22 protein-coding genes are annotated in these 22,297 nt (G+C 64.9%); 7 read left to right on the top strand and 15 right to left on the bottom strand.

The genetic code is table 11. From position 1 onward, the window contains the following. Positions 1 to 224: 224 nt before the first annotated feature. The 8 genes from ACZ1J6_RS11200 to radA all read right to left on the bottom strand — a co-directional run bounded on the left by ACZ1J6_RS11200 (position 225) and on the right by radA (position 8,127). Entirely contained in the window at positions 225 to 1,577 is a 1,353-nt protein-coding gene (locus ACZ1J6_RS11200) for a M20/M25/M40 family metallo-hydrolase (RefSeq protein WP_431568604.1), read from the bottom strand. Between the two features lie 41 nt (positions 1,578 to 1,618). Next, complete coding sequence (locus tag ACZ1J6_RS11195; RefSeq protein ID WP_132262755.1) at positions 1,619 to 2,203, bottom strand: DUF805 domain-containing protein; 585 nt, start codon at positions 2,201 to 2,203, stop codon at positions 1,619 to 1,621. A gap of 18 nt (positions 2,204 to 2,221) precedes the next feature. After that, positions 2,222 to 3,760 (bottom strand): proline--tRNA ligase, encoded by a 1,539-nt coding sequence (gene proS, locus ACZ1J6_RS11190; RefSeq protein WP_431568605.1) that lies wholly within the window; start codon positions 3,758 to 3,760, stop codon positions 2,222 to 2,224. Positions 3,761 to 3,861: 101 nt separating this feature from the next. Continuing rightward, the gene (gene phaR, locus ACZ1J6_RS11185; RefSeq protein WP_132264093.1) at positions 3,862 to 4,419 is read right to left on the bottom strand and encodes a polyhydroxyalkanoate synthesis repressor PhaR; all 558 of its coding nucleotides are present in this window, start codon (positions 4,417 to 4,419) and stop codon (positions 3,862 to 3,864) included. 175 nt (positions 4,420 to 4,594) lie between these two features. Beyond that, complete coding sequence (gene alr, locus ACZ1J6_RS11180) at positions 4,595 to 5,638, bottom strand: alanine racemase (protein WP_431568628.1); 1,044 nt, start codon at positions 5,636 to 5,638, stop codon at positions 4,595 to 4,597. A gap of 157 nt (positions 5,639 to 5,795) precedes the next feature. Next, positions 5,796 to 6,218: an iron-sulfur cluster assembly scaffold protein gene (locus ACZ1J6_RS11175; protein WP_431568606.1), complete on the bottom strand. Its 423-nt coding sequence runs from the start codon at positions 6,216 to 6,218 to the stop codon at positions 5,796 to 5,798. Continuing rightward, complete coding sequence (locus ACZ1J6_RS11170) at positions 6,218 to 6,739, bottom strand: CvpA family protein (protein ID WP_132262749.1); 522 nt, start codon at positions 6,737 to 6,739, stop codon at positions 6,218 to 6,220. Before ACZ1J6_RS11170 ends, ACZ1J6_RS11175 begins: the two co-directional genes overlap by 1 nt. A gap of 11 nt (positions 6,740 to 6,750) precedes the next feature. Then, complete coding sequence (radA, locus tag ACZ1J6_RS11165) at positions 6,751 to 8,127, bottom strand: DNA repair protein RadA (RefSeq protein WP_132262747.1); 1,377 nt, start codon at positions 8,125 to 8,127, stop codon at positions 6,751 to 6,753. 70 nt (positions 8,128 to 8,197) lie between these two features. Here radA and ACZ1J6_RS11160 point away from each other — a divergent pair, with 70 nt between their 5' ends. Continuing rightward, positions 8,198 to 10,504, top strand: a complete 2,307-nt coding sequence (locus tag ACZ1J6_RS11160; protein ID WP_431568607.1) for a patatin-like protein — start codon at positions 8,198 to 8,200, stop codon at positions 10,502 to 10,504. A gap of 105 nt (positions 10,505 to 10,609) precedes the next feature. Here ACZ1J6_RS11160 and dnaJ read toward each other — a convergent pair whose 3' ends face one another. Beyond that, complete coding sequence (gene dnaJ, locus ACZ1J6_RS11155; RefSeq protein WP_431568608.1) at positions 10,610 to 11,740, bottom strand: molecular chaperone DnaJ; 1,131 nt, start codon at positions 11,738 to 11,740, stop codon at positions 10,610 to 10,612. A gap of 81 nt (positions 11,741 to 11,821) precedes the next feature. Then, the gene (dnaK, locus tag ACZ1J6_RS11150; protein ID WP_132262741.1) at positions 11,822 to 13,735 is read right to left on the bottom strand and encodes a molecular chaperone DnaK; all 1,914 of its coding nucleotides are present in this window, start codon (positions 13,733 to 13,735) and stop codon (positions 11,822 to 11,824) included. Between the two features lie 219 nt (positions 13,736 to 13,954). Between dnaK and ACZ1J6_RS11145 the strand changes: the two genes are divergently transcribed. Both ACZ1J6_RS11145 and ACZ1J6_RS11140 read left to right on the top strand, forming a co-directional pair. Then, positions 13,955 to 14,479, top strand: a complete 525-nt coding sequence (locus ACZ1J6_RS11145; RefSeq protein WP_243840831.1) for a copper chaperone PCu(A)C — start codon at positions 13,955 to 13,957, stop codon at positions 14,477 to 14,479. Between the two features lie 23 nt (positions 14,480 to 14,502). Further along, the gene (locus ACZ1J6_RS11140) at positions 14,503 to 15,009 is read left to right on the top strand and encodes a vgr related protein (RefSeq protein WP_431568609.1); all 507 of its coding nucleotides are present in this window, start codon (positions 14,503 to 14,505) and stop codon (positions 15,007 to 15,009) included. Positions 15,010 to 15,090: 81 nt separating this feature from the next. On the opposite strand, the gene ACZ1J6_RS11135 is transcribed toward ACZ1J6_RS11140, so the two are convergent. The 3 genes from ACZ1J6_RS11135 to hrcA all read right to left on the bottom strand — a co-directional run bounded on the left by ACZ1J6_RS11135 (position 15,091) and on the right by hrcA (position 17,154). Next, positions 15,091 to 15,339 carry a YgdI/YgdR family lipoprotein gene (locus ACZ1J6_RS11135; RefSeq protein WP_243654057.1) on the bottom strand — a complete coding sequence of 83 codons (249 nt, stop codon included), beginning with the start codon at positions 15,337 to 15,339 and terminating at the stop codon, positions 15,091 to 15,093. Positions 15,340 to 15,518: 179 nt separating this feature from the next. After that, complete coding sequence (gene grpE / locus ACZ1J6_RS11130) at positions 15,519 to 16,094, bottom strand: nucleotide exchange factor GrpE (protein WP_431568610.1); 576 nt, start codon at positions 16,092 to 16,094, stop codon at positions 15,519 to 15,521. Positions 16,095 to 16,110: 16 nt separating this feature from the next. After that, positions 16,111 to 17,154: a heat-inducible transcriptional repressor HrcA gene (hrcA, locus tag ACZ1J6_RS11125; protein ID WP_132262733.1), complete on the bottom strand. Its 1,044-nt coding sequence runs from the start codon at positions 17,152 to 17,154 to the stop codon at positions 16,111 to 16,113. A gap of 180 nt (positions 17,155 to 17,334) precedes the next feature. Between hrcA and rph the strand changes: the two genes are divergently transcribed. Genes rph through ACZ1J6_RS11105 form a run of 4 tightly spaced genes read left to right on the top strand, consistent with a single transcriptional unit; the run spans position 17,335 to position 20,767 of the window. After that, positions 17,335 to 18,051, top strand: a complete 717-nt coding sequence (gene rph, locus ACZ1J6_RS11120; RefSeq protein ID WP_132262731.1) for a ribonuclease PH — start codon at positions 17,335 to 17,337, stop codon at positions 18,049 to 18,051. Further along, complete coding sequence (rdgB, locus tag ACZ1J6_RS11115) at positions 18,048 to 18,695, top strand: RdgB/HAM1 family non-canonical purine NTP pyrophosphatase (RefSeq protein ID WP_132262729.1); 648 nt, start codon at positions 18,048 to 18,050, stop codon at positions 18,693 to 18,695. Before rph ends, rdgB begins: the two co-directional genes overlap by 4 nt. Positions 18,696 to 18,704: 9 nt before the next feature. Further along, entirely contained in the window at positions 18,705 to 19,856 is a 1,152-nt protein-coding gene (hemW, locus tag ACZ1J6_RS11110) for a radical SAM family heme chaperone HemW (RefSeq protein ID WP_465128090.1), read from the top strand. Beyond that, positions 19,853 to 20,767, top strand: a complete 915-nt coding sequence (locus ACZ1J6_RS11105; protein ID WP_431568612.1) for a tyrosine recombinase XerC — start codon at positions 19,853 to 19,855, stop codon at positions 20,765 to 20,767. Before hemW ends, ACZ1J6_RS11105 begins: the two co-directional genes overlap by 4 nt. A 74-nt stretch (positions 20,768 to 20,841) precedes the next feature. On the opposite strand, the gene aqpZ is transcribed toward ACZ1J6_RS11105, so the two are convergent. Together aqpZ and ACZ1J6_RS11095 are read right to left on the bottom strand one after the other, a co-directional pair. Further along, positions 20,842 to 21,540, bottom strand: a complete 699-nt coding sequence (gene aqpZ, locus ACZ1J6_RS11100) for an aquaporin Z (RefSeq protein ID WP_132262723.1) — start codon at positions 21,538 to 21,540, stop codon at positions 20,842 to 20,844. A 99-nt stretch (positions 21,541 to 21,639) separates the two neighbouring features. Next, positions 21,640 to 22,254 (bottom strand): DedA family protein, encoded by a 615-nt coding sequence (locus ACZ1J6_RS11095; RefSeq protein ID WP_431568613.1) that lies wholly within the window; start codon positions 22,252 to 22,254, stop codon positions 21,640 to 21,642. Positions 22,255 to 22,297 lie beyond the last annotated feature (43 nt).

Raw genomic sequence — 22,297 nt, 5'->3', positions numbered from 1 at the left:
ACCGTTACCCGAAATCGCCCGTTCTCCAAACTGGTGGGCTTGTGCTTTTCCCGATTGGCGACTGTCACGCCAACCCGCTGCCCGACAACAAAGATTTACTTCGCCCCGTGCCAGCAAGCCTCGCGGCGATGGCCCTTGCCCGCAGAGCGGCAGTCTTCCGGATATCTGCAAAAAGATGTCCCCCATCCCTCTATCCCACCGGTAAAATTCAACCAAGGAAGGGATCAAGGCAATTGGGCAAGCGGAGTAAACCCTCCGCCCGGTACGGCTGCCGCGATCGGGCTGACGCTGCCATCGGCCGCGATGGAGCGAACGCCGAGAATCCAGTCGTCTCCGCGCAGGCCGTCCAGCTTGACGCTCGTCTCCGTGGTACGCGCCACCAGCGGCTGCGCTTCCCAGGAGGGGGCATCGGTGCGCCGCCGCCAGACGGAGTACGCCGCGGCGCCGGCAACCGGCTTCCAGGTGACGTCGGTCCAGGTCTTCACCGCCGCATCGGCCGTGGGGGCCGGCGGCATCGGCGCGGCGGCAAGCGCTGCCAGCGCGGCAATGTTGAGGCGCGTCACTTTGGCGAGATAGGCGAAGTCCATCTCGTCGATGGTATCGCCGTAGGTCACGCCGTTCTCGGTGCGCAGGTCCTGGTGCTGGTGGTCATAGTCCTCGATGGCCACCGAGAAGCGAACGGCCGGATTGCCCTGTTCAAGGAAGGGCAACTGGTCTCCGCCGCGGCCCAGGCGATCGGCGCGCCAGACCTGCCTCACCGCGAAGTCGTCCTGCACGTGGCCCGCCAGTTCGGCGATGAAGCGCGAGATATTGCGTCCCGGGCTGTCGTTTTCGCCGCCGAAGCGCCGGGCGTCCGCGCGGGTCTTGTCCGTGGCATCGGCGCGCGGGCCTTCGGAAAACAGCCTTACGTTCTTGTCGTCGACCAGCCCATCGGAGCCATGCGTGCCGCCGACGATGTCGTTGTTGAGCACGGCCTTGACCGTCCAGCCCTGCTTCTTAGCGTAGTCCGCCAGAAGCTTGCCGCCGTAGAGCCCCTGCTCCTCGCCGGAAAGTGCTGCGTAGACGATGGTGCCGGCGAATTTGCGTTTGGAAAGGACACGGGCGGCTTCAAGGACGAGCGCCGTGCCGGAACCGTCGTCATTGGCGCCTGGAGCATCGCTCTTGGCATCCATCACATCGGTTACGCGGCTGTCGATATGGGCCTCGACGATCACCACTTCGTTCGGCCGCTCGGTGCCGCGCTGGATGGCGACCACATCGACCATCTTGACCGGCGCCGGAATGCGCGTGCCGCTGACCATCGCTTCTGGAATGACCACTTCGAGGCAGCCGCCGCAGGCTTTCGACGTCTTGCGGAATTCATCCGCAGCCCAGCGGCGCGCGGCGCCGATGCCGCGCTTGGGATCGGTGTCCGACGACAGCGTGTGACGGGTGCCGAAGGAGACCAGCTTGGCGACATCCGTGCGCATGCGGGCTTCGGAGACGGATGCCGTGAGCCCAGTTTCGTCCGAAGCGCTTGCCGGAAGACTGGAAAGGATCGTGGCGGAAAGAGCTGCGGCGACCAGAATCTTGTTCATGCAGGCGCTTGTCACGCCGGATAGCCGGCTTGGCAAGAGGGTCAGAAGCGAACCGGTGCCTCGCCGTAGCGGTTCGGGCCGGGATTGGATGGCCAGACGCCGAAGATTATCACGATCAGGATGGCGAGATATCCCAGCAGACTCGCGGTGACCATCCGCGACTGCATGGCGAAGGCCGTCTCCAGATTGTCCGCGGAAACCTTCTCCATGGTGGAGACGATTTCATCCATTCTGGACCAGACTATCGCCTTGGACGTGACCGAAAGCAGGAACGTCAGGAGCGAGATCCAGGCAGGCTTGCCGGAATCGTGCAACCTGCGGGCGAACGAGGCGATCAGCAGCAGGCCTGCCGTGAGCGACACGATGGTCGAGACCGTCATCGACGTGCGCATGTAGCCCGCCATCTGGGTCATGACGCGGGCATTCATGTCGTCGCCGGAGACGCCCTGCTGGGCGGCGATGAAGGCGCCCTTCATGATCCCGCCCATCATGGGCATGGCGATCACCATGCCCACGGCGTACTGGATCACGACGAGGAAGAGAACGTAGAACCAGAAGGTCTGCCGGGCATCCCGGCCCTTGAAGTTCATCAGGTTCGTCAGGTTGTACTTGATCGATCCCAACACGTCCTCTTCCCCTTCCGATCAGTAGGACCTTGCGACGTAGATGCGCTCAAGTGCCGGACCGCCGGTGAACACACAATTGCCGGACACCGGCGCAGCATCGAGCGGGGTGTTGCGGATGGTGAGCTTCAGCGTTTTCAGCTTCTGGACGACGGCCTCAAGCGCTTCGCCGGTCGGGCGCGACCATTCGACTTCCACCCAGCCCGGGTAGCGGTTTTCTTCCGAGAAGAAGGCGGCAAGTTCGTCAAAGCTGTCCGCGCGCGAGATGTTCGCGTCCAGCTTGGCCTTGGCTTCGGTGAAGAGCGCGGTCTGGATATCCTCGACCTCGGCAGCGGCGCGCGAAACGAACGCATCCTTGGCCATGCCCACGAAGTTTGCCTTCGCAGCCTCGTTCCAGAGCTTGTCACGGCGCAGCATCGAGACTTGTCCGCCCGCGGCATCACGGCCGCCGATCTCGAGGATCAGCGGAACGCCCTTCTTGACCCAGGCCCAGCGCTTCTGCGTGGCCTTGCCGGGACGCTTGTCGAGCAGGACGCGCAGCGGTTCGCCCAGGGCGAACTGGGTGACCAGCGATTTGCGCAAGTCTTCGCAATAAGCGAGCAGCGCCTCGTCCTCGTCGTTGTCGCGCAGCATCGGCAGGATCACGATCTGCTGCGGCGCGATCATCGGCGGAACGCGCAGGCCGTCATCGTCGCCATGCGTCATGATGACGCCGCCGACCATGCGGGTGGAAGTGCCCCAGCTGGTCGTGTGGGCGTATTGCTGCGTGCCTTCCTTGTCCTGATATTGGATGCCGGCCGCTTCTGCGAAGCCCGTGCCGAGGTAGTGCGAAGTGCCCGCCTGGAGCGCCTTGCCGTCCTGCATCATGGCTTCGATCGAATAAGTCGCCACGGCGCCGGGGAAGCGTTCGTTCTCGGGCTTTTCGCCGGCGATCACCGGCATGGCCAGCTCGGTCTCGGCAAAGTCGCGGTACATTTCGAGCGCGCGCAGCGTCTCGGTCATGGCATCGTCGCGGTCGGCGTGAGCGGTGTGGCCCTCCTGCCAGAGGAACTCGCTGGTGCGCAGGAACATGCGAGTGCGCATTTCCCAGCGCACGACATTGGCCCACTGGTTGACCATGAGCGGCAGGTCGCGCCAGGACTGCACCCAGCGTGCCATGGCCGCGCCGATCACCGTTTCCGAAGTCGGGCGGACGATCAGCGGTTCTTCGAGCTTCGCTTCGGGATCGGGAACGAGGCCGCCCTTGCCGTCGCCGACAAGGCGATGGTGCGTGACTACCGCCATTTCCTTGGCGAAGCCTTCGACGTGCTCGGCTTCCTTGGCGAAATAGGAAAGCGGAATGAACAGCGGGAAGTAGCAGTTGGTGACGCCAGCGGCCTTGATCCGGTCATCCATGAGGCGCTGGATGCGCTCCCAGATGCCATAGCCCCACGGCTTGATGACCATGCACCCGCGAACACCCGATTCCTCGGCCATTTCGGCTTCGGAAATGACTTCCTGGTACCACTGGGCGAAGTCGTCCTCGCGCTTGGTGGAGAGGGCGTGACGAATGGCGGACACGGGTGCTTCTTCCTGAACTGAGCGATGCGACGGACCATCCGTTGCATTCTGGGCAAGTCGCGGCGCCGATGACGCGCCGCGAAAGCACCCCGCGCAGACCCTTATTTGCCCAGCGCGTCAAGCCTCTTCTGGATTTCCGCCATCTGATCGCGCAGCGCGGAAAGGTCTCCGGTGTCTTCGGCAGCGGGTGCCTTGGGCTCCGGCTTTTCGGCACCGGGCATGAAGGCCGCGGCGGCAGCCTTGAACATGGCCATGTTCTGTTCGGCCAGCTTCGCCAGCGGATTATTGCCCAGGCTGTCTTCGAACGCCTTGTGCAGCTTCGACTGATTGGCCCGGAAATTGTCCATCGACGCTTCGAGATAATGCGGAACCAGCGACTGCATCGAATTGCCGTACATGCTGATGAGTTCGCGCAGGAAGTTGACCGGGAGCATCTGCTCACCGTTCGATTCTTCTTCCATGATGATCTGCGTCAGGATCGTATGCGTGATGTCCGTGCCGCTTTTGGCATCGAGCACTTTGTAATCGACCCCTTCGCGGGTCATCTTGGCAAGATGATCGAGCGTAATGTAGCTCGACGAGCGCGTATTGTAGAGACGACGGTTAGCGTATTTTTTTATGATTACCGTGTTGTCGTCCTGAGACGCCGTTTCAGCCATTTGCCAATCCCCAGTCTGCCTAATTCCCGGCCAGTATGACAAGAGGTTACCACCCACCCTTGTCGCAACGCAACACAAATTGCTGCGCAGCAAAACCGGACCGTGCCTTGCTTATTTTGCCCCAGGTGGGCTCTGCCGCCGACGAAAGGCCAGGGCCTTGTCGCGGCAGATCCGTTCAGCGCCCAAAACGCCGGCCCAGCAGGGTCAGCAATTCATATTGCGAAAGCCCAGATGCCGCCGCGGCTTGCGGAAGCGCGTAATCTGCCGTGATCCAGTCGCCCTCGCCTACGTCCGGCGCGTGAGTCAGGTCGACGACGGTGAGGTCCATGCTGACACGGCCGAGCACCGGCAATTCATGTCCCTTGGCGCGGAACAGGCCTTTGCCCGACCAGCAGCGCAGATAGCCGTCGGCATAGCCGAGCGCGATGGCGCCGACCCGCAAGGGCGCACTTGCGGTATATGTGGCGTTGTAGCCGATCGTCTCTCCGGCAGGCACGTCGCGAACCTGGAGGATCGCCGCCTCGGGACGGACGACCTGCTGCAAATCCTGCTCCATACCGGCCCGCGGAATGCCGCCATAGAGGGCGATGCCCGGTCGCGTCAGGTCGCCATGATAGTCGCTGCCCAGCGCAATGCCGGCGCTGTTGGCCAGACTGGCGCGAATGTGGGGCACTTGCTGTCGCGCTTCCTGCCACTGGGCGCACTGCGCGGCGTTGAGATCGGTTTCTTCCTCGGCCGAGGCCAGGTGCGAAAGCAACAGGTCGATATCGAGCGCGGCTATCGCTTCGTCACCCAGTTCTTCCATGCGAATGCCGAGACGGTTCATGCCGGTATCGACCATGAGATGGCAGCGGCCGCCGCCCGCCTCGGTCCAGCGCCTGGCCTGGGCGAGCGAATTGATCACCGGCGTAATACCGCTTTCGCGCGCAAACGCGGCATCCTGCGGTGTCAAGGGACCGTGCAGCACGGAAAGTGCCGAGGGGCTCACGCAATCGAGCAGGTCCAATGCCTCCCCCCAATGCGCGACGAAGAAGTCATGGCAGCCTGCCGCGTGCAGCACCGGCACCACCTGCTTTGCGCCAAGGCCATAGCCGTTGGCCTTGACCGCGGCACCCGCTCGCGCGGATCCGGACAGGCGGTCCAGCGCCAGCCAGTTGGAGCGCAAGGCATCACGGTCGAAAGCGAGACGGAGGGCGGAGGCAGGAAACTCGGAAAACATCTTCACCACATTGCGCGGACGGCCGTTTCGGAAGGAGACGGCGTTGCTAGCGCCCTCATGTAGACGGAATTGAAGCGAAGAAAACTGCCAAAGTACCCGGTAGCCTTGCAACGATTGCATCTTCATCATGCGGGAAAGCGGGGCGCCCCGCCGCCAGTCAGCCGTCTTTCGAGAATGCCTGAATGGCGGCGCGCCAGGGAAGCACGACGGCGCCGTGCCGACCGGGATAGTCCCGTGCGGCCGCAATCTTCGCCAGGCCGGGCCATTCGGGCATGGGGCCTTCGCCGGATAGCCAGCGCGCCATCGTTTCGCCCGTCACGCAGACTTCTTCGGGACCGCGACCGATGACGGCATCGGCGAAGATAGCCGCGGCGGCCTGGCCGATGGCGCAGGCCTGGCTGCGGATGCCGATGCTCTCCACGGTTCCCTGTTCGCCGAGCGACAGGCCAAGCGCGATCGTGCTGCCGCAGCTCTGGGACCGTGCCTCGCCCTGCAGCGGCAGCGCCTCGCTCCAGGGATAATGCGCCAGCCTGATGGTCAGGCCCAGGACTTCCGGGGTATAGAGAACGGTTGCCGACATCAGGTTCCCGCCGCCTCGGCCCGCAGCGCCTCCCGGCGGCGCTCGGAAATCATCTTCACCAGTGCCTCGCTGCTGGCGTTGACGAAGGGATAAGTCCGCGCTTCCTTCATCCAGGCCGGTCGGCCGCCGATGCCCCAGACCGTGTCATAGCCCAGCACCAGGACGGAGAATCCCAGGATCACGACGATAACGCCCTTCACCGCGCCAAAGCCAAACCCGAGCACACGATCGATCGGACCCAGTACCGAGGCGCGGCTTCGCTTGCCCGCCCAGCTCGCGATCAGCCTTACGACGATGAAAGGCACCAACAGCAGCACCGCAAAAGCGATCACCGGCGTGGCCGTTCCGTCGCCGCTATAAGGAACCAGCCAGGCCGACAGCGGCGTATGCAGCGCCCGGATGGCGAACACCGCGAAGATCCACGCTCCCAAAGCGAGAATCTCCTGCACGAAACCTCTCAGAAATCCGGTGGCGGCACCCACGCCCACAAACACCAGAACAGCAATATCGAAACCGGTCATAAGGCCCCGAACTAGGCATCCGTCAGGATACGGTCAACGAGATTGGGCAACATGGCCAGGCCGGTAAAGTCGATGCCCTTTGCCGTACCTTCGGCATTGGCCCCGCCTGCCGGCCCGATCGCGCGCCCAAAGCCGAGTTTCGCCGATTCCCGCTGACGGATCGATGAATGCGAAACCGGGCGGATCTCCCCTGCGAGCGAGACTTCCCCGAACCAGACCGCATTCTTCGGAAGCGGCCTGTCTCCCAGCGCCGAAATCAGCGCGGCGGCCACGGCAAGGTCCGCTGCCGGATCTGCCAGGCGGTAGCCGCCTGCGACGTTCAGGTAGACTTCCGCGCTGGAGAAATTGAGCCCGCAGCGTGCCTCGAGAACCGCCAGCAGCATGGCCATGCGCCCCGAATCCCAACCAACCACGGCACGGCGCGGCGTTGCCCCGCTCTGGAGCCGGACGATCAGCGCCTGGATTTCCACGAGCACGGGCCGGGTCCCCTCCATGGCGGCGAACACGGCGCTTCCGGCCATTTCCTGATCGCGGCCGGACAGGAACAGCATCGAGGGATTGCCGACTTCGGCCAATCCTGCCCCTTCCATGGCGAAGACGCCGATTTCGTCCACCGGCCCGAAGCGGTTCTTCAGGCTGCGCAGGATACGGTACTGGTGGCTGCGCTCGCCTTCGAACGCCATGACCACGTCGACCATATGTTCCAATACGCGCGGACCGGCGATCGTGCCGTCCTTGGTGACGTGGCCGACGAGCACGAGAGTGACATCGTTCTCCTTGGCATAGCGGATCAGCTCGAAGGCGCAGCCGCGGACCTGGCTGACCGTGCCCGGCGCACCCTCGATCGTGTCGGAATGCATGGTCTGGATCGAATCGATGACCAGCAGGGTCGGCGCGTCCATCATGCCAAGCGTGGTCAGGATGTCCCGCACGGATGTGGCGGAGGCCAGCAGGATCGGCGCCTTCGACAGCCCCAGTCGCTCCGCGCGCAGCCGCACTTGCCCGGCGGCTTCCTCGCCGCTGACATAGACCACGCTGCCGCCGGCCAGGGCGATATGCGCCGAAGCCTGAAGCAGGAGCGTCGATTTGCCGATGCCCGGATCGCCGCCCATCAGGATCGCGGAGCCGGGGACCAGTCCTCCGCCCAGCGCACGGTCGAACTCCGCAAATCCGCTCGCGCGCCGCTTCGGCAATTCGCCTGGCGCATCGAGAGGCGTGAACAGGATCGGCCGCCCCCCGGACGAGAGATCGTGCTTGGAGGAAAACACCGTCTGCGGCGCATCTTCCGCCAGCGTGTTCCACTCCCCGCAATCGGGACATTGACCTTGCCAGCGGGAGGAGACTCCTCCGCAGGCCTGACAGACATATCGACGCTTGGGCTTTGCCATGTCGCCCGATTATCGGGAACGGAATGAGAACGCAATTGCCTTTCCCGAACGATAGCGCCAACATGGAGCAATGCGGCAAAAGGAATTGCGGATCGCGCTGGTCTGCTACGGCGGCATCAGCCTTGCCGTTTACATGCACGGGGTCACCAAGGAACTCTGGAAGGCGCTTCAGGCCAGCCAGGCGTTCTGGGCGGAGGGCGATGCGGAACCGCCGCCGGGGACGGCGCGAGTCTATCACAAGCTGCTCAAGCGACTGGAGGCCGGCAGCAACCTGCGGCTGCGCATACTGACCGACATTGTCGCCGGTGCCAGCGCGGGCGGGATAAACAGCGTATTCCTCTCGCAGGCGATCCATTCGGGACACTCGCTGGAGCCGCTGACCGAGCTTTGGCTGGAAAACGCCGACGTCGACGTCCTGCTCGATCCGGAAGCAAGAGCGCGCAGCCAGGTCACCAAGTTCTGGGCCCGGCCGCTCGTCTCCTACCTGCTGCATCGGCCCGGCAATGCCGTGACGACCAGCGTGGCGCCGGAAACTCGCGAGGAAGTGCGGCAGAAACTCTCGCGGCTGATCCGCTCGCGCTGGTTCGAACCGCCTTTCAGCGGGGTCGGTCTCTCGCGCCTGCTGGCCGGAGCCTTCACGGCGATGGCCGAGACCGAGGCCGGGCCGCCGCTCCTTCCCCATGGCCATCCGATAAATCTCTTCGTGACGGCAACGGACTTCAAGGGACACCTTGAAACCTTGCGCCTGCATTCGCCGGAACTCGTACTGGAAAGCGAGCATCGCCTCAGCATCGGCTTCGAGTCGCGGTCCGGCACCCCTTCCCTTGCCGCCATGCCGGAACTCCTGCTGGCCGCCCGCGCCACGGCGAGTTTCCCGGGTGCCTTCCCGCCGCTCCAGATCGAGGAAATCGGCGGCGTGATTGCGGAACTAGGGCTCGCCTGGCCGGAGCGCGAGGCGTTCTTCCGCCGTGTCATGCCCGAGCACAGCCAGCGCGGAGACCTCGACAATGTTGCGCTCATCGACGGCTCGGTGCTCAACAACGCGCCCTTCGCCGATGCCATGGGCGTGCTGCGCGACCGGCCGGCGACGCGCGAAGTCGATCGCCGTTTCGTCTACATCGACCCCACGCCGGATCGTATCGGCGCCTCGATGCGCCAGGAACGCCGGGCGCCGGGCTTCTTTTCGACGATATTCGGCTCACTGTCCTCGATCCCGCGCGAGCAGCCGATTCGCGACAACCTGGAGGCGCTGGAGCGCGATTCGCAGGAAGTGGCGACGCTGCGGGCCATCGTGCTGGCATTGCGGCCGGAGATCGAGGAGACGGTGGACCGCCTGTTCGGCAATACCTTCTTCCTCGACCGACCAACCCCCAAGCGCCTCTCCGCCTGGCGCGACAAGGCACAGCGCGCGGCGCTGGAACAGGCGGGTTTCGCCTATCACGGATACGTCCAGGTCAAGTTTTCCGGGATCGTCGCCAAGCTGGCCCGGCTCATCTACGAAGGCGCGCCGGAGCTGGGCCTCTCCTCCAGCGAGCCGATCGCGCTGCGGCTTCACGATCATTTCGCCAGCGTCGGGCTGGACCGGATCAAGGGCCTGAAAGGCGACGGTTCGCCGGGGATGATCGGCTTTTTCCGCACGCATGACCTGGCGTTCCGAATTCGGCGGCTTCGCCTGCTGGCACGGCGCGTCACGCAGGAGTGGCAGCAGGAAGAAAGCGTCACGGAAGTAGAGCGGGACAAGGCACGGGAGGCGATCTACGCCGCGCTTGCGCTTTATCTCGACCGCGAGCCGGTCGCTGCGATGGGGGAGACTTTCGCCGCGCTCGCCGCAGCGGTGTTCACCGATCCTGGCGCGGTGATCGATCACATCGAAAAGGTTCGCGACCTGGTGGCGATCGATGCCCGGGTCGATGCCCTCCTGGCGGAAGCCCTGGCCGAAATGCCGCAGGCGCTGCGGCGCCGGGTGCTGCTCGCCTACCTCGGCTTCCCTTTCTACGACACGGTGACCCTGCCGCTGCTGCGCGGCGAGGGCCTGACGGAGTTCGATCCGATTCGCGTCGACCGCATTTCGCCTGAGGATTGCCACATGATCCGGCAAGGTCCGGTGCTTCGCGGCACCGAGTTCTTCAACTTCGGTGCCTTCTTCAGCCGCGCCTATCGCGAGAACGACTACCTCTGGGGCCGATTGCACGGCGCCGAGCGGATGATCGACCTGATTTCCTCAACCGCCGAGGGCGAACATGCCCTGCTGGAAGGCGAACTCTGGACCTTCAAGCGGGAGGCTTTCCTGGCCGTGCTCGAAGAGGAAAAGGATCGCCTCACGGCCGATCCCACTCTGGTGCGGAACGTGCGGGAAGAAGTGCTGAGAGGCGGCTGACGTTCGGCCAAAAAACGTCGGCCAAAAACGTCGGCCCAAAAAACAACGTCGCCCCGGATCAGGTCCGGGACGACGTTTTTGTTCGGTCATTCGGCCTAATGGGGGTTATTCCGTCAGGTCGTTCCAGGCTTCCTTGATGCGGTCGAAGAAGCCTTTGGACTGCGGGCATTCGTCGCCGGTTTCGGTCGACTGCAGCTCGCGCAGGATTTCCTTCTGGCGGGCGGAAAGCTTGGTCGGCGTTTCCACGCTGATCTCGATGACGAGATCGCCGCGGCCGCGCCCCTGCAGGACAGGCATGCCCGCGCCGCGCTTGCGCAGCTGCTTGCCCGACTGGATGCCCGCCGGAATGTCGACCGAAAGGCCCTCGCCATCCATGCCGGGAATCTCGATCGAGCCGCCCAGTGCCGCCGTGGTAAAAGTGATCGGAACGCGCGTGATCAGCGTCGTGCCGTCACGTTCGAACACCCGGTGCCGTTTGACATGCAGGAAGATATAGAGATCTCCCGGAGGCGCGCCGAAGGGACCGGCCTCGCCCTTGCCGGAAAGGCGGATGCGGGTGCCGGAATCGACGCCCGGCGGGATGTCCACCTGCAAGGTCTGGGGCTTGTCGACCCGGCCCTCGCCGCCGCAGGAGCGGCATGGCTTCTCGATCACTTCGCCCCGACCGTGGCAGGTGGGGCAAGTGCGTTCCACCACGAAGAAGCCCTGCTGCGCCCGGACCTTGCCATTGCCGCCGCACATGTTGCAGCCGCGCTTGCCGGTTCCCGGCTCGGCGCCCGAACCGCCGCAAGGCTCGCAGCCCTGCGAGACTTCGATGGTGATCTCGGTCTGCTTGCCGTGGAAGGCTTCGTCCAGACTGACTTCCATGTCGTAACGCAAGTCGGCACCGCGACGCGCCTGCTGACGCCCGCCTCCACCGAAGGCGCTGCCGAAGATGGATTCGAAGATGTCCCCGATATCGCCGAACTCGGCGCCGCCGGGATGACCGCCGCCGCCCATTCCCTGCTGGAATGCGGCATGGCCGTAACGATCGTAGGCCGCCCGCTTCTGGGGGTCCTTGAGGCAGTCGTAAGCCTCGCTGATCTGCTTGAAACGCGCTTCGGAATCGCCGCAGCCCGGGTTCTTGTCCGGATGATGCCGCATGGCGAGGCGGCGGTAGGACGACTTGATGGTCTTGTCGTCGGCGCTGCGCTCTACTTCCAGCAGTTCGTAATAATCGATTTCAGTCGCTGACACGTCTTATACTTCCCCGCGTACGACCCGGTCGCCACCGGCACGTCGTGCACCGGTGGCGATCGCGGTTTTCATGAGGACTCGTCAGCCCTTGTTGTTTTCGTCGACTTCCGAGAACTCGGCGTCGACGACATCGTCATCGGCACCGGCCGGAGCGGCTTCCGGCGAAGCGCCCGAGGCCTGTTCCTTCTCGTAGATGGCCTGGCCCATCTTCATCGCGACTTCGGTCAGCGCCTGCGACTTGGCGGTGATCTCGGCGGGTTCGCCGCCTTCGATCGCCGTCTTGGTCTCGGCAATGGCCGCTTCGACTTCGGACTTCAGCCCGGCGTCGATCTTGTCGCCATGTTCGGCGATCTGCTGCTCGGTCGCGTGGACGAGGCTGTCGGCGTTGTTCTTGGCCTCTGCGGCCTCACGACGCTTCTTGTCCTCTTCGGCGAACTTCTCGGCATCCTTGACCATCTGGTCGATGTCGTTGTCCGACAGACCGCCCGAAGCCTGGATGCGGATCTGCTGCTCCTTGCCGGTGCCCTTGTCCTTGGCGGAGACGTTGACGATGCCGTTGGCGTCGATGTCGAACGTGACTTCGATCTGCGGCACGCCCCGGCGCGCGGCCGGAATGCCGACCAGGTCGAACTGGCCGAGCATCTTGTTGTCCTGCGCCATCTCGCGCTCGCCCTGGAACACGCGGATGGTCACCGCCTGCTGGTTATCCTCGGCGGTCGAGTAGACCTGGCTCTTCTTGGTCGGGATCGTCGTATTGCGGTCGATCATCTTGGTCATGATGCCGCCCAGCGTCTCGATACCCAGCGACAGCGGGGTGACGTCGAGCAGGAGCACGTCCTTGACGTCGCCCTGAAGCACGCCGGCCTGGATCGCGGCGCCCATGGCAACCACTTCGTCAGGGTTCACGCCGGTGTGCGGGTCCTTGCCGAAGAAGTCCTTCACGACTTCGCGCACCTTGGGCATGCGGGTCATGCCGCCCACGAGCACGACGTCGTCGATGTCCTTGGCCGAAAGACCGGCATCGGCGATCGCCTTGCGGCAGGGTTCCAGCGTGCGCTGGATCAGGTCCGCAACCATCTTTTCGAGGTCGGCGCGGGTGACGGTTTCGACGAGGTGCAGCGGAGTGGTGGCGCCGCCTTCCATGCGTGCGGTGATGAAGGGCAGGTTGACCTCGGTCGTCGCGGTGGACGAGAGTTCGATCTTCGCCTTCTCGGCCGCTTCCTTCAGACGCTGCAGAGCGAGCTTGTCGCTGCGCAGGTCCATGCCTTCCTTGGCCTTGAACTTGTCGGCCAGCCATTCGACCAGCTTGGTGTCGAAGTCTTCACCGCCCAGGAACGTGTCGCCGTTGGTCGACTTCACTTCGAACACGCCGTCGCCGATTTCGAGGATCGAAACGTCGAAGGTGCCGCCGCCAAGGTCGTAGACGGCGATGGTCTTGCCGTCCTGCTTGTCGAGGCCATAGGCCAGTGCGGCCGCGGTCGGCTCGTTGATGATGCGCAGCACTTCAAGACCGGCGATCTGGCCGGCGTCCTTGGTCGCCTGGCGCTGCGCGTCGTTGAAGTAGGCGGGCACGGTGATGACGGCCTGCGTCACGGTCTCGCCGAGGTACGATTCGGCGGTTTCCTTCATCTTCTGCAGAGTGAAGGCCGAGATCTGCGAGGGGCTGTACTCTTCGCCGCCGGCCTGGACCCAAGCGTCGCCGTTCTTGCCCTTGACGATGTGGTACGGAACCAGCTCGGTGTCCTTCTTGGTCACCGGGTCGTCGAAGCGGCGGCCGATCAGGCGCTTCACCGCGAAAATCGTGTTGTCGCCGTTGGTCACGGCCTGGCGCTTTGCGGGCTGCCCGATCAGGCGTTCACCATCCTTGGTGAAAGCGACGATCGAGGGCGTGGTGCGCGCGCCTTCGGAGTTCTCGATAACCTTGGGCTTGCCGCCGTCCATCACGGCGACGCAGCTGTTGGTGGTGCCGAGGTCGATACCAATTACTTTTGCCATTATCCCCATTCCTCACGTCAGTGGATGACACCATGCGGATCGCCTCCCTCCATAAGGCAAGGCGGCTTGCACAGCTCGATGACGTTCAAAGTCGTCGGAGCCGCATATAGGTGTGGTTTCGCTTGGAACAAGTCTGTCGCGATGGCATTACGCGGGGGAAATTTTCAGCGCCCCGAAACTCTTCGCGATCAGGGGCCTGCCCGAGAGGATCCATCCGCCGTGAAGCCCTTTTCCCTGCTTGCCTTTACCAGTGCCTCCGCCCTGCTCGTCTCGCTTGCCGCCTGCAAGCAGAGCGAGGCGCCGGCGCCGCAGGAAAGCGCCTCGCTTGACGCCGGGCCAACCGCGAAGCCCGGCATCAGCGCCAGCGACGGCCACCTCATTCTTCCGGTCGTGGCCGGCCGCCCCGGCGCGGTCTACTTCACCGTGCGCAATGACGGTTCGGTGCCGGTGAAGCTCGTCGGCGTCCATGTCGGCGGCGCCGGTAGCGCCCAGATGCACAAGACGGAGGGCGGCAGCATGGCCGCCGTCGATTCGCTCGATCTCGCGCCCGGCGCCCAGGTCGATTTCAAGCAGGGCGGCATGCACGTCATGGTGTTCGACATCGGCGAGACGGTAAAGGCCAGCGAGACGGCTGAATTGACCCTGACCTTCTCCGACGGCGACAAGCTCTCGATGCCGCTTCGGGTCGAAACCATGGGCGGGGATATGGGCGGCGGCAGCGACATGCCCGGAATGGACCACTGACCACCCATTTGTCTGGGGAACCCTTGCCAGAAGCAATCGCGCCCCCGCCCTGCCTGCCGGGGGCCGAGCGCCCGCTGACACCGGGTGAGATCGCGCTGGTCCAATCGGTTTTCGGCGACGCGTTGGACTGCGCGCCCGTTCGCATCCGGCGGCGCAAATGGTTTCCCTTCCAGCCTGCCAATGTCGTCATGGCGCCTTGCGGGCACCTTCATTTCCACCGCGGCTCCGCGCTTTATCAGGACGATTTCGCCGGAGCGCCGATCGGGCTCCAGGGGTTGTTCATCCATGAAATGACGCATGTCTGGCAGACCCAGCGCAAAGGCCGCTGGTATCTTCCGCTCATGCGCCATCCGCTCTGCCGCTACGATTATGCCTTGCGGCCGGGATGGACGCTCGGTCGCTACGGGATCGAGCAGCAGGCCGAAATCGTGCGCCACGCGTTCCTGCTCGATCGGGGATGGCGAGTTCCAGGTGCACCGCCGCTCGCCAGCTATGACGGCATCCTGCCGTTCGGCCGGATTTCAGACTAGGCTCCCAGCGCATTAAGAAAGGGGCGCGAGTTTCCCCGCGCCCCTTTCTTATGTGTAAGCAGACCGGTCAGGCCGGCGCGATCAGCAGTCGCGGTCCCAGTAGCGGTCGCCGCGGCGATCGTAACGATAGCAGCCATTGTGCTTCTTCTGGGTCGAGCCGACAGCCGCACCGGCAGCAGCGCCGACGGCGGCACCGGCGCCGACGTCACCCGCCAGCGCGCCAACGCCCGCGCCCAGCGCGCCGCCGGCCAGGGCGCCTTCGCCGCCGTAGTTGCTTGCACAGCCAGCCACGCCCAGGGCGCCGGCGGCCAAGATAGGAAGAATGAGCATTCGCATGGGATCTCTCCGCTGAAAATCAGTTGCCTGACTGATCAACGGCCCCGATGCGGAGGGGTTCCATAAGGCCCTGCAAACGAACGACACCGTGCCCCCGTTCGTCTCTCAAGGCCTTGACGAACCTTGAAGACCAACAGCAGGCACGGCGGGTAACAGGGATCAGGAAAGCCGGATCAGTCCGGCTTCTTTGCCACGGCCACCATGGCAGGACGCAGCAGGCGGTCCTTGATCATATAACCGGCCTGGAGTTCCTGGACGACCGTGCCGGGCTCGACATCGGCCGAGGGAACCTCGATCATCGCCTGGTGCTGGTTCGGGTCGAGCGGCATGCCCATCGCGGCGATGCGGCTGATGCCGTGGTTGGTGAACACCTTCTCGATCTCGCGGCCAGTCGCCTCGATGCCGGCGACGATGCCCTTCAGCTTCTCGTCCTCGCGCAGTTCGCTCGGGATCGACGAAAGCGCGCGGGACAGGTTGTCCGCCACCGAGAGAATGTCGCGGGCAAAGCCGGTCGCGGCATAGGCGCGGGTGTCGGCCACGTCCTTTTCAAGGCGGCGGCGCACGTTCTGGGTCTCGGCACGGGCGTAAAGCACGTCCTGCTTGGCGATTTCCAGTTCCTCGCGGAGCTTGGCGATTTCACCGCCGTCCTTATCGCTGTCGATCATGTCTTCGGGCACGCCCTTCAGTTCTTCCGCGATGGCGGGATCTACAGTCTGACCCTCTGGCGGCTGGGTCTTGTCGTCAGTCATTATTGTAAGGTTCCAACTATCCGATGAGCTTGCCCAGGCTCTGGGCAGTGAAGTCCACCATGGGGACGACGCGCGCATAATTCAACCGAGTCGGGCCGATTACCCCCACTACGCCGACGACCCTGCCCTCGCGATCCCGATAGGGCGAAGCGATGACCGAGGAGCCGGAAAGCGCGAAAAGCCGGTTTTCCGATCCGATGAATATCCTGGTCGAATCCGCCTCGCGCGCCGTCTCCAGCAACTCGGCGACGGACTGCTTGTTTTCCAGGTCGTCAAGCAGCGAGCGGACGCGTTCGAGATCAGAAAGCGCCGATTCGTCGAGGAGATTGGCCTGCCCACGCACGATCAGCACCGGCCGTGCGGTCGCATCCTCGCTCCACACGGCAAGGCCGCGCTCCACGAGGTCGCGGCTGGCCGTATCGAGCGCCGACTTGCCGGTGGCGATGTCGGACCGCATCGCCCGGGCCGCCTCGCCCAGGGTGCGGCCGGCGAGATGGGCAGTGATGTAGTTCGAGGCTTCCTCCAGCGCGCCGGGCGGCAGACTGGCGGGCAGTTCGATGATCCGGTTCTCCACCGCGCCTTCTTCGCCCACGAGCACCGCCAGCGCCCGGCCGGGGCCGAGCGGAACGATCTGCAAGTGCATCAGACGCGGCTCGCGGCGCGGCACCATGACTACGCCGGCGCCCGACGTGAGGTTCGACAGCAAGGCGCTGGTCGCCTCGAGCGCGGCCTCGATCGGCCCCGGCGCGGCAATCCGGCTCTCGATGGCGAGCCGTTCCTCGGCGGTCGGTTCCGCCACTTGCATGATGCCGTCCACGAACAGGCGCAGCCCGGCCTCGGTCGGCAGGCGTGCCGCGCTTATGTGGGGGGCGGCCAGCAGTCCCAGCGATTCGAGGTCGGCCAGGACCGAGCGGATCGATGCCGAGGACAATTTCACGCCGCCCGGCCCGGCCAGGACCTTCGAGCCGACCGGGCTTCCGGTGGCGATATAGCCCTCCACGACGAGGCGGAAAATCTCGCGCGCGCGGTCGGTCAGTTCCAGGATGGGTGGTGTCGGCATTCGTCCTCAACTTAGGGATTGCCGCCAAGGCCTCAAGTCCCATGGCGCGATGTCGGAGCGACTATCGCGCTTTTTCCCTTGGACACACTCGATTGTCGCATTTTCCACGCGCTCAGGTGTTTCCACCGGGGCGGAAAATGCTCTAGGGGGCGCAGGCAATTTTAGACCAAAGGAACCTCCATGCGACCTTCCGGCCGTACGCCCGACGAGATGCGCGCTATCGACATCCAGACCGGTTTCACCAAGCACGCCGAAGGCTCGGTGTTGATTTCCTTCGGTGATACTCGTGTGCTCGTCACCGCTTCGGTCGAGGAAAAGGTTCCGCCGTTCCTTCGCGGCAAGGGCGAAGGCTGGGTCACGGCCGAATACTCGATGCTGCCCCGCGCCACTCACACCCGTGGCAGCCGCGAAGCCGCCAAGGGCAAGCAGTCGGGCCGCACCCAGGAAATCCAGCGCCTGATCGGCCGCAGCTTGCGCGCCGTGGTCGACATGAAGAAGCTCGGCGAGCGCCAGATCGTGCTCGACTGTGACGTGCTCCAGGCCGATGGCGGCACTCGCACCGCCTCCATCTCGGGCGCCTGGGTCGCGCTGCGCCTGGCCGTCGACAAGCTGATGGCCGAAGGCAAGATCAAGGAAGATCCGATCAACGCCCGCGTTGCCGCGATCTCCTGCGGCATCTGCGAGGGTACGCCGGTGCTCGACCTCGACTATATCGAAGACAGCTCGGCCGATGCCGATGCCAACTTCGTGCTGATCGAAGGCGGCATGATCGCCGAGGCCCAGGCAACCGCCGAAGGCGCGACTTATGACGAGGAAGGCCTGCTGCGCCTCCTGCGCCTGGCCCGCATCGGCTGCGACCGGATCTTCGCCGCCCAGGCCAAGGCCGTCGGCCGGTGAGCAATCGCCGCCTCCAGGGCGAACGTCTCGTTATTGCCACGCACAATGCGGGCAAGCTTCGGGAAATCGGCGCCCTGCTCGCGCCGTTCGGGATCGAGTGCGTTTCCGCCGGCGAACTCGGCCTGCCCGAGCCGGAAGAGACGGGCACGACGTTCGTGGAGAACGCGCTGCTCAAGGCCCATGCGGCCGCCAAGGCAGCGCAGCTTCCCGCGCTGGCGGACGATAGCGGCATGTCGGTGACGGCGCTGGGCGGAAGGCCCGGCGTCTACACCGCCGACTGGGCCGAGCGGCAGTGGTTCGAGGGCGAGCCGGGCAAGGCCTGGGAAGGCCGCGACTGGTTCATGGCGATGGGCAAGGTCGAGGGTCTGCTCTGCGAGCAAGGCCAGGATGTCGACCGTTCTTGCTGGTTTTCCTGCGTGCTCGCGATCGCCTGGCCCGATGGGGCAGAGGCCGTTTACGAAGGTCGCTCCAACGGCACCTTCACCTGGCCGCCGCGCGGCAAGCTGGGCTTCGGCTACGATCCCTGCTTCGTGCCCGACGGCCTCGACCAGACTTTCGCCGAGATCGCGCCAGAAAAGAAGCACGAGATCAGCCACCGCGCCGATGCTTTCGCCAAGCTGGTCGCGGAGCAGTTCCCGGGCTAATCTGTCACGATGGCCCGCGCGCTCTATATTCACTGGCCGTTCTGCCTCGCAAAGTGCCCCTATTGCGACTTCAACAGCCATGTCCGCGAGCGGGTGGAGATCGAACGCTGGGAAGCGGGCCTGCTCGCCGACATGCGCCACGAACACGCGGTTGCGGGCGGCGAGCGGCTCGATTCCATCTTCTTCGGCGGCGGCACGCCTTCGTTGATGCCCCCTGCCCTCGTCGCGCGGCTGCTGGACGAGGCCGAGAAGCTCTGGGGCTTTTCGCAAGGGATCGAGATCACTCTGGAGGGCAACCCCTCCTCGGTGGAAGCCGGCAATTATGCGGCTCTCGCGGCGGTGGGGGTCAACCGTGTCTCGCTGGGGCTCCAGGCGCTCGATAACCAGACCTTGCGGTTTTTGGGCCGCCTGCACGATGCGCAGGAAGGGCTGAAGGCGCTTGAAGTGGCGCAGCAGAACTTCTCGCGCGTCAGCTTCGACCTGATCTACGCGCGGCCGGGCCAGAGCCTCGACCAGTGGCAGGCAGAACTCGCCCACGCCCTCTCTTACGGCACGGGCCACCTCTCGCTCTACCAGCTCACCATCGAACCCGGCACGAAGTTCGCCACGATGGTGCGCCAGCAGGAATTCGCTCCGCTGGACGAAGACGCCTGTGCCGACATGTTCGCGCTGACGCGCGAGATGACGGCCGCGGCAGGACTGCCCGCCTACGAAATCAGCAATCATGCCCGGCCCGGCGAGGAAAGCCGCCATAACCTGACTTATTGGCGCTATCAGGACTATTGCGGCATCGGCCCCGGCGCTCACGGGCGGCGCGGCGGCGTGGCCACGACGCGCCACCGCAAGCCCGAAAACTGGCTCGAAGCCATCGATCTGCACGCGCAGGGGATCAACGAAGTCCGCGATCTCGGACGCCGCGAACAGGCGAGCGAAGCCATGCTCATGGGCCTGCGCCTGCGCGAAGGCGTGGACCTCGATGCGCTTGCGGCCCGATTCGGACTGGATGCCGCGCAGCTCTGCGATCCCGGCAAGGCCGCTTTCTACGAGAAGCAGGGCCTGGTCCACCGCGCGGGCACGCACCTCCACGTCACCGAGGACGGCATGCCGCTGCTCGATGGCTTGCTGGGTGAGATTGTGCCCGTGGACCTCGTCGAGCCGTGAACCCGCCATCGGGCACGACCAAAGCGGACCTGCTCGAAGCCTGGGGCAACCACCTCGGCAATGGACGCCGCCGCAGCCCTCACACGGTTCGCGCCTATATCGCCACGGCCGCCCGGTTGATCGACGGTGCCAGGGCCTGCGACTGGACCTCGCTGGCCCGCCTTGAGGCGGCCGACTTGCGCGTTCACCTCGCCACCCGGCGTGAGGACGGAATCGGCAACAGTTCGGCCGCTCGCGAACTCTCGGCGCTCAAGAGCTTCCTGTCCTTTGCGCGCGAGCAGGCCGGCGTTGCCCATGCCGCCGCGCCGCGCCTTCGCGGACCGCGCGTCAAGAAGGGACTGCCACGCCCGGTCACGCCGGACGAAGCGGTCAACCTGGCCACCCTGGTCGAGGAAGATGCCCGCGAGCCGTGGATCGGCGCGCGCGATCGTGCCGTTCTGCTCCTTCTCTACGGCGCCGGCATGCGCATCGCGGAAGCCCTGTCTATCGCCGGAGCCGCGCTGCCGCTGGGCGAGACGCTGGTGGTTACCGGCAAGGGCGGCAAGCAGCGCATGGTTCCGCTCCTGCCCATCGTGCGCGAGGGCGTGGCCGATTATCTCGACAAATGCCCTTGGCCGATGAAGGCGGACGAGCCGATCTTTCGGGGCGCCAAAGGCGGAGCCCTGTCGCAAGGCATGGTGCAGAAGGCGGTCGCGCGCGCCCGGATCGTGCTCGGGCTGCCGGACAGCGCCACGCCGCACGCCTTGCGCCACAGCTTCGCCACGCATTTGCTGGGCGCGGGCGCCGACCTGAGGAGCCTGCAGGAACTGCTGGGCCATGTAAGCCTGGGTTCGACGCAGATATATACCAAGGTCGATGCCGCGACGCTGCTGGACGTCTATCGTAACGCCCATCCGCGCGAACAGGGCTGAAACGCTGCGGGGGACGGGGCGTGTTCAGCCCCGCCCCCCGCCGATGTCAGGAGCATGCCTGGCCGAAGCGCGTGCTAGAGCGCGCCCTCATGCGGCGCCAGCAGACCGCGCCAGATCAGGGCGCCGATCGCCGCGCCGACCAGCGGCGCCACCCAGAACACCCACAGCTGCCCGAGGGCGGCCGTTTCTGCAAAGAGCGCCACGCCGGTCGACCGCGCCGGATTGACCGATGTGTTGGTGACCGGGATCGAGATCAGGTGGATCAGCGTCAGGCACAGGCCGATCGCCAGCGGTCCGAAACCGGCAGGGGCGATCTTCGAGGTCGAGCCGAGGATGACGATGATGAAACCGGCCGTCAGGATCGTTTCGATCATCAGTGCCGAAGACAGCGCATAGCCGCCGGGCGAAAGTGCACCGTAGCCGTTGGTGGCGAAGCCTCCCGGAGTCCAGTCGGCCTTGCCCGAGGCGATGGCGTAGAGCGCCGCCGCGGCCAGGATTGCGCCCAGCACTTGGGCGATCCAGTAGGGAACGAGGTCCTTCCAGTCGAGCCGGCCGCCAACGGCCATGCCCAGCGAGACCGCCGGGTTGAAATGCCCGCCGGAAATGGAGCCGACCGCATAAGCCATGGTCAGCACCGTCAGGCCGAATGCCAGGGCTACGCCCGCGAAGCCGATCCCGAGTTCGGGAAAGGCCGCTGCCAGCACTGCCGAACCGCAGCCGCCGAAGACGAGCCAGAATGTACCGAAGAACTCCGCTGCCAATCGCTTGGACATAACCCCTGCTCCCAAATGGTTGCGAGCAGAGACTACGGTATAACACCTAGGTGCGATACTCTGGCTCTTGTACAAAACTGACTAATAGTTAGCCCTGATCTACTTGGATCGGCGCTCGGCAGAAGGCTTCCAGGAGAGGATCCGCCACAAGTACCAGACGGCGCCACCTGCGGCGAGAACCAGTGTAGCCCAACCGATCCAGGCCTCTGCCTGGGCAAAACGCTGGCCCAGCCACCGGCCCGCCAGGATCAGCAACGTGTTCCAGATCGCCACGCCGGCAGCGGTATAGAGCAGGAAGGTGCCATGCCGCATATGCGCGAGGCCCGCGGGGACCGATACCATCGTCCGGAACATCGGCATGAAGCGCAGGAGGAAGACCACCCAGTGCCCATGCTTGCGGAAGAAGGTGCCGGCGCGCTCCACTTCATGCCATTCCAGGGTCAGCCAGCGGCCCCAGCGCTCGATGAAGGGTTTCAGGCGCTCGTAGCCCAGGCGGTCGGCGCCGAGGAACAGCACGTAGTTGCCCAAGGTCGAGCCGACGGTGCCGGCCAGCAGCACGGACAGGAAATCCATGCGCCCATGTGCAATGGCGATCCCCGCGACGCCCATGATAAGCTCCGAGGGGATCGGCGGCACGATGTTCTCGAGCATCATCAGCAGGAGGATACCCCAGTACCCTCCTGCTTCGATCAGCGCGATAACCCATTCATTCATGTTCGCCTGCATTCATCATTGCGGACGACCCGCGAAATCAGGC

This window comes from Novosphingobium sp. BL-S-21, from assembly GCF_055521655.1.
Note: the sequence above shows the minus strand (reverse complement) of the source record. Positions and strands in the feature narration are given on the sequence as shown.

Coding starts and splice junctions, on each gene's coding strand:
- dnaK (WP_132262741.1), bottom strand. CDS start 13,735: ATGGCAAAAGTAATTGGTATCGACCTCGGCACCACCAACAGCTGCGTC.
- grpE (WP_431568610.1), bottom strand. CDS start 16,094: ATGACTGACGACAAGACCCAGCCGCCAGAGGGTCAGACTGTAGATCCC.
- hrcA (WP_132262733.1), bottom strand. CDS start 17,154: ATGCCGACACCACCCATCCTGGAACTGACCGACCGCGCGCGCGAGATT.
- ACZ1J6_RS11095 (WP_431568613.1), bottom strand. CDS start 22,254: ATGAATGAATGGGTTATCGCGCTGATCGAAGCAGGAGGGTACTGGGGT.
- radA (WP_132262747.1), bottom strand. CDS start 8,127: ATGGCAAAGCCCAAGCGTCGATATGTCTGTCAGGCCTGCGGAGGAGTC.
- phaR (WP_132264093.1), bottom strand. CDS start 4,419: ATGGCTGAAACGGCGTCTCAGGACGACAACACGGTAATCATAAAAAAA.
- hemW (WP_465128090.1), top strand. CDS start 18,705: ATGGCCCGCGCGCTCTATATTCACTGGCCGTTCTGCCTCGCAAAGTGC.
- ACZ1J6_RS11135 (WP_243654057.1), bottom strand. CDS start 15,339: ATGCTCATTCTTCCTATCTTGGCCGCCGGCGCCCTGGGCGTGGCTGGC.
- ACZ1J6_RS11170 (WP_132262749.1), bottom strand. CDS start 6,739: ATGACCGGTTTCGATATTGCTGTTCTGGTGTTTGTGGGCGTGGGTGCC.
- rph (WP_132262731.1), top strand. CDS start 17,335: ATGCGACCTTCCGGCCGTACGCCCGACGAGATGCGCGCTATCGACATC.
- ACZ1J6_RS11160 (WP_431568607.1), top strand. CDS start 8,198: ATGCGGCAAAAGGAATTGCGGATCGCGCTGGTCTGCTACGGCGGCATC.
- ACZ1J6_RS11200 (WP_431568604.1), bottom strand. CDS start 1,577: ATGAACAAGATTCTGGTCGCCGCAGCTCTTTCCGCCACGATCCTTTCC.
- aqpZ (WP_132262723.1), bottom strand. CDS start 21,540: ATGTCCAAGCGATTGGCAGCGGAGTTCTTCGGTACATTCTGGCTCGTC.
- alr (WP_431568628.1), bottom strand. CDS start 5,638: ATGTTTTCCGAGTTTCCTGCCTCCGCCCTCCGTCTCGCTTTCGACCGT.
- ACZ1J6_RS11175 (WP_431568606.1), bottom strand. CDS start 6,218: ATGTCGGCAACCGTTCTCTATACCCCGGAAGTCCTGGGCCTGACCATC.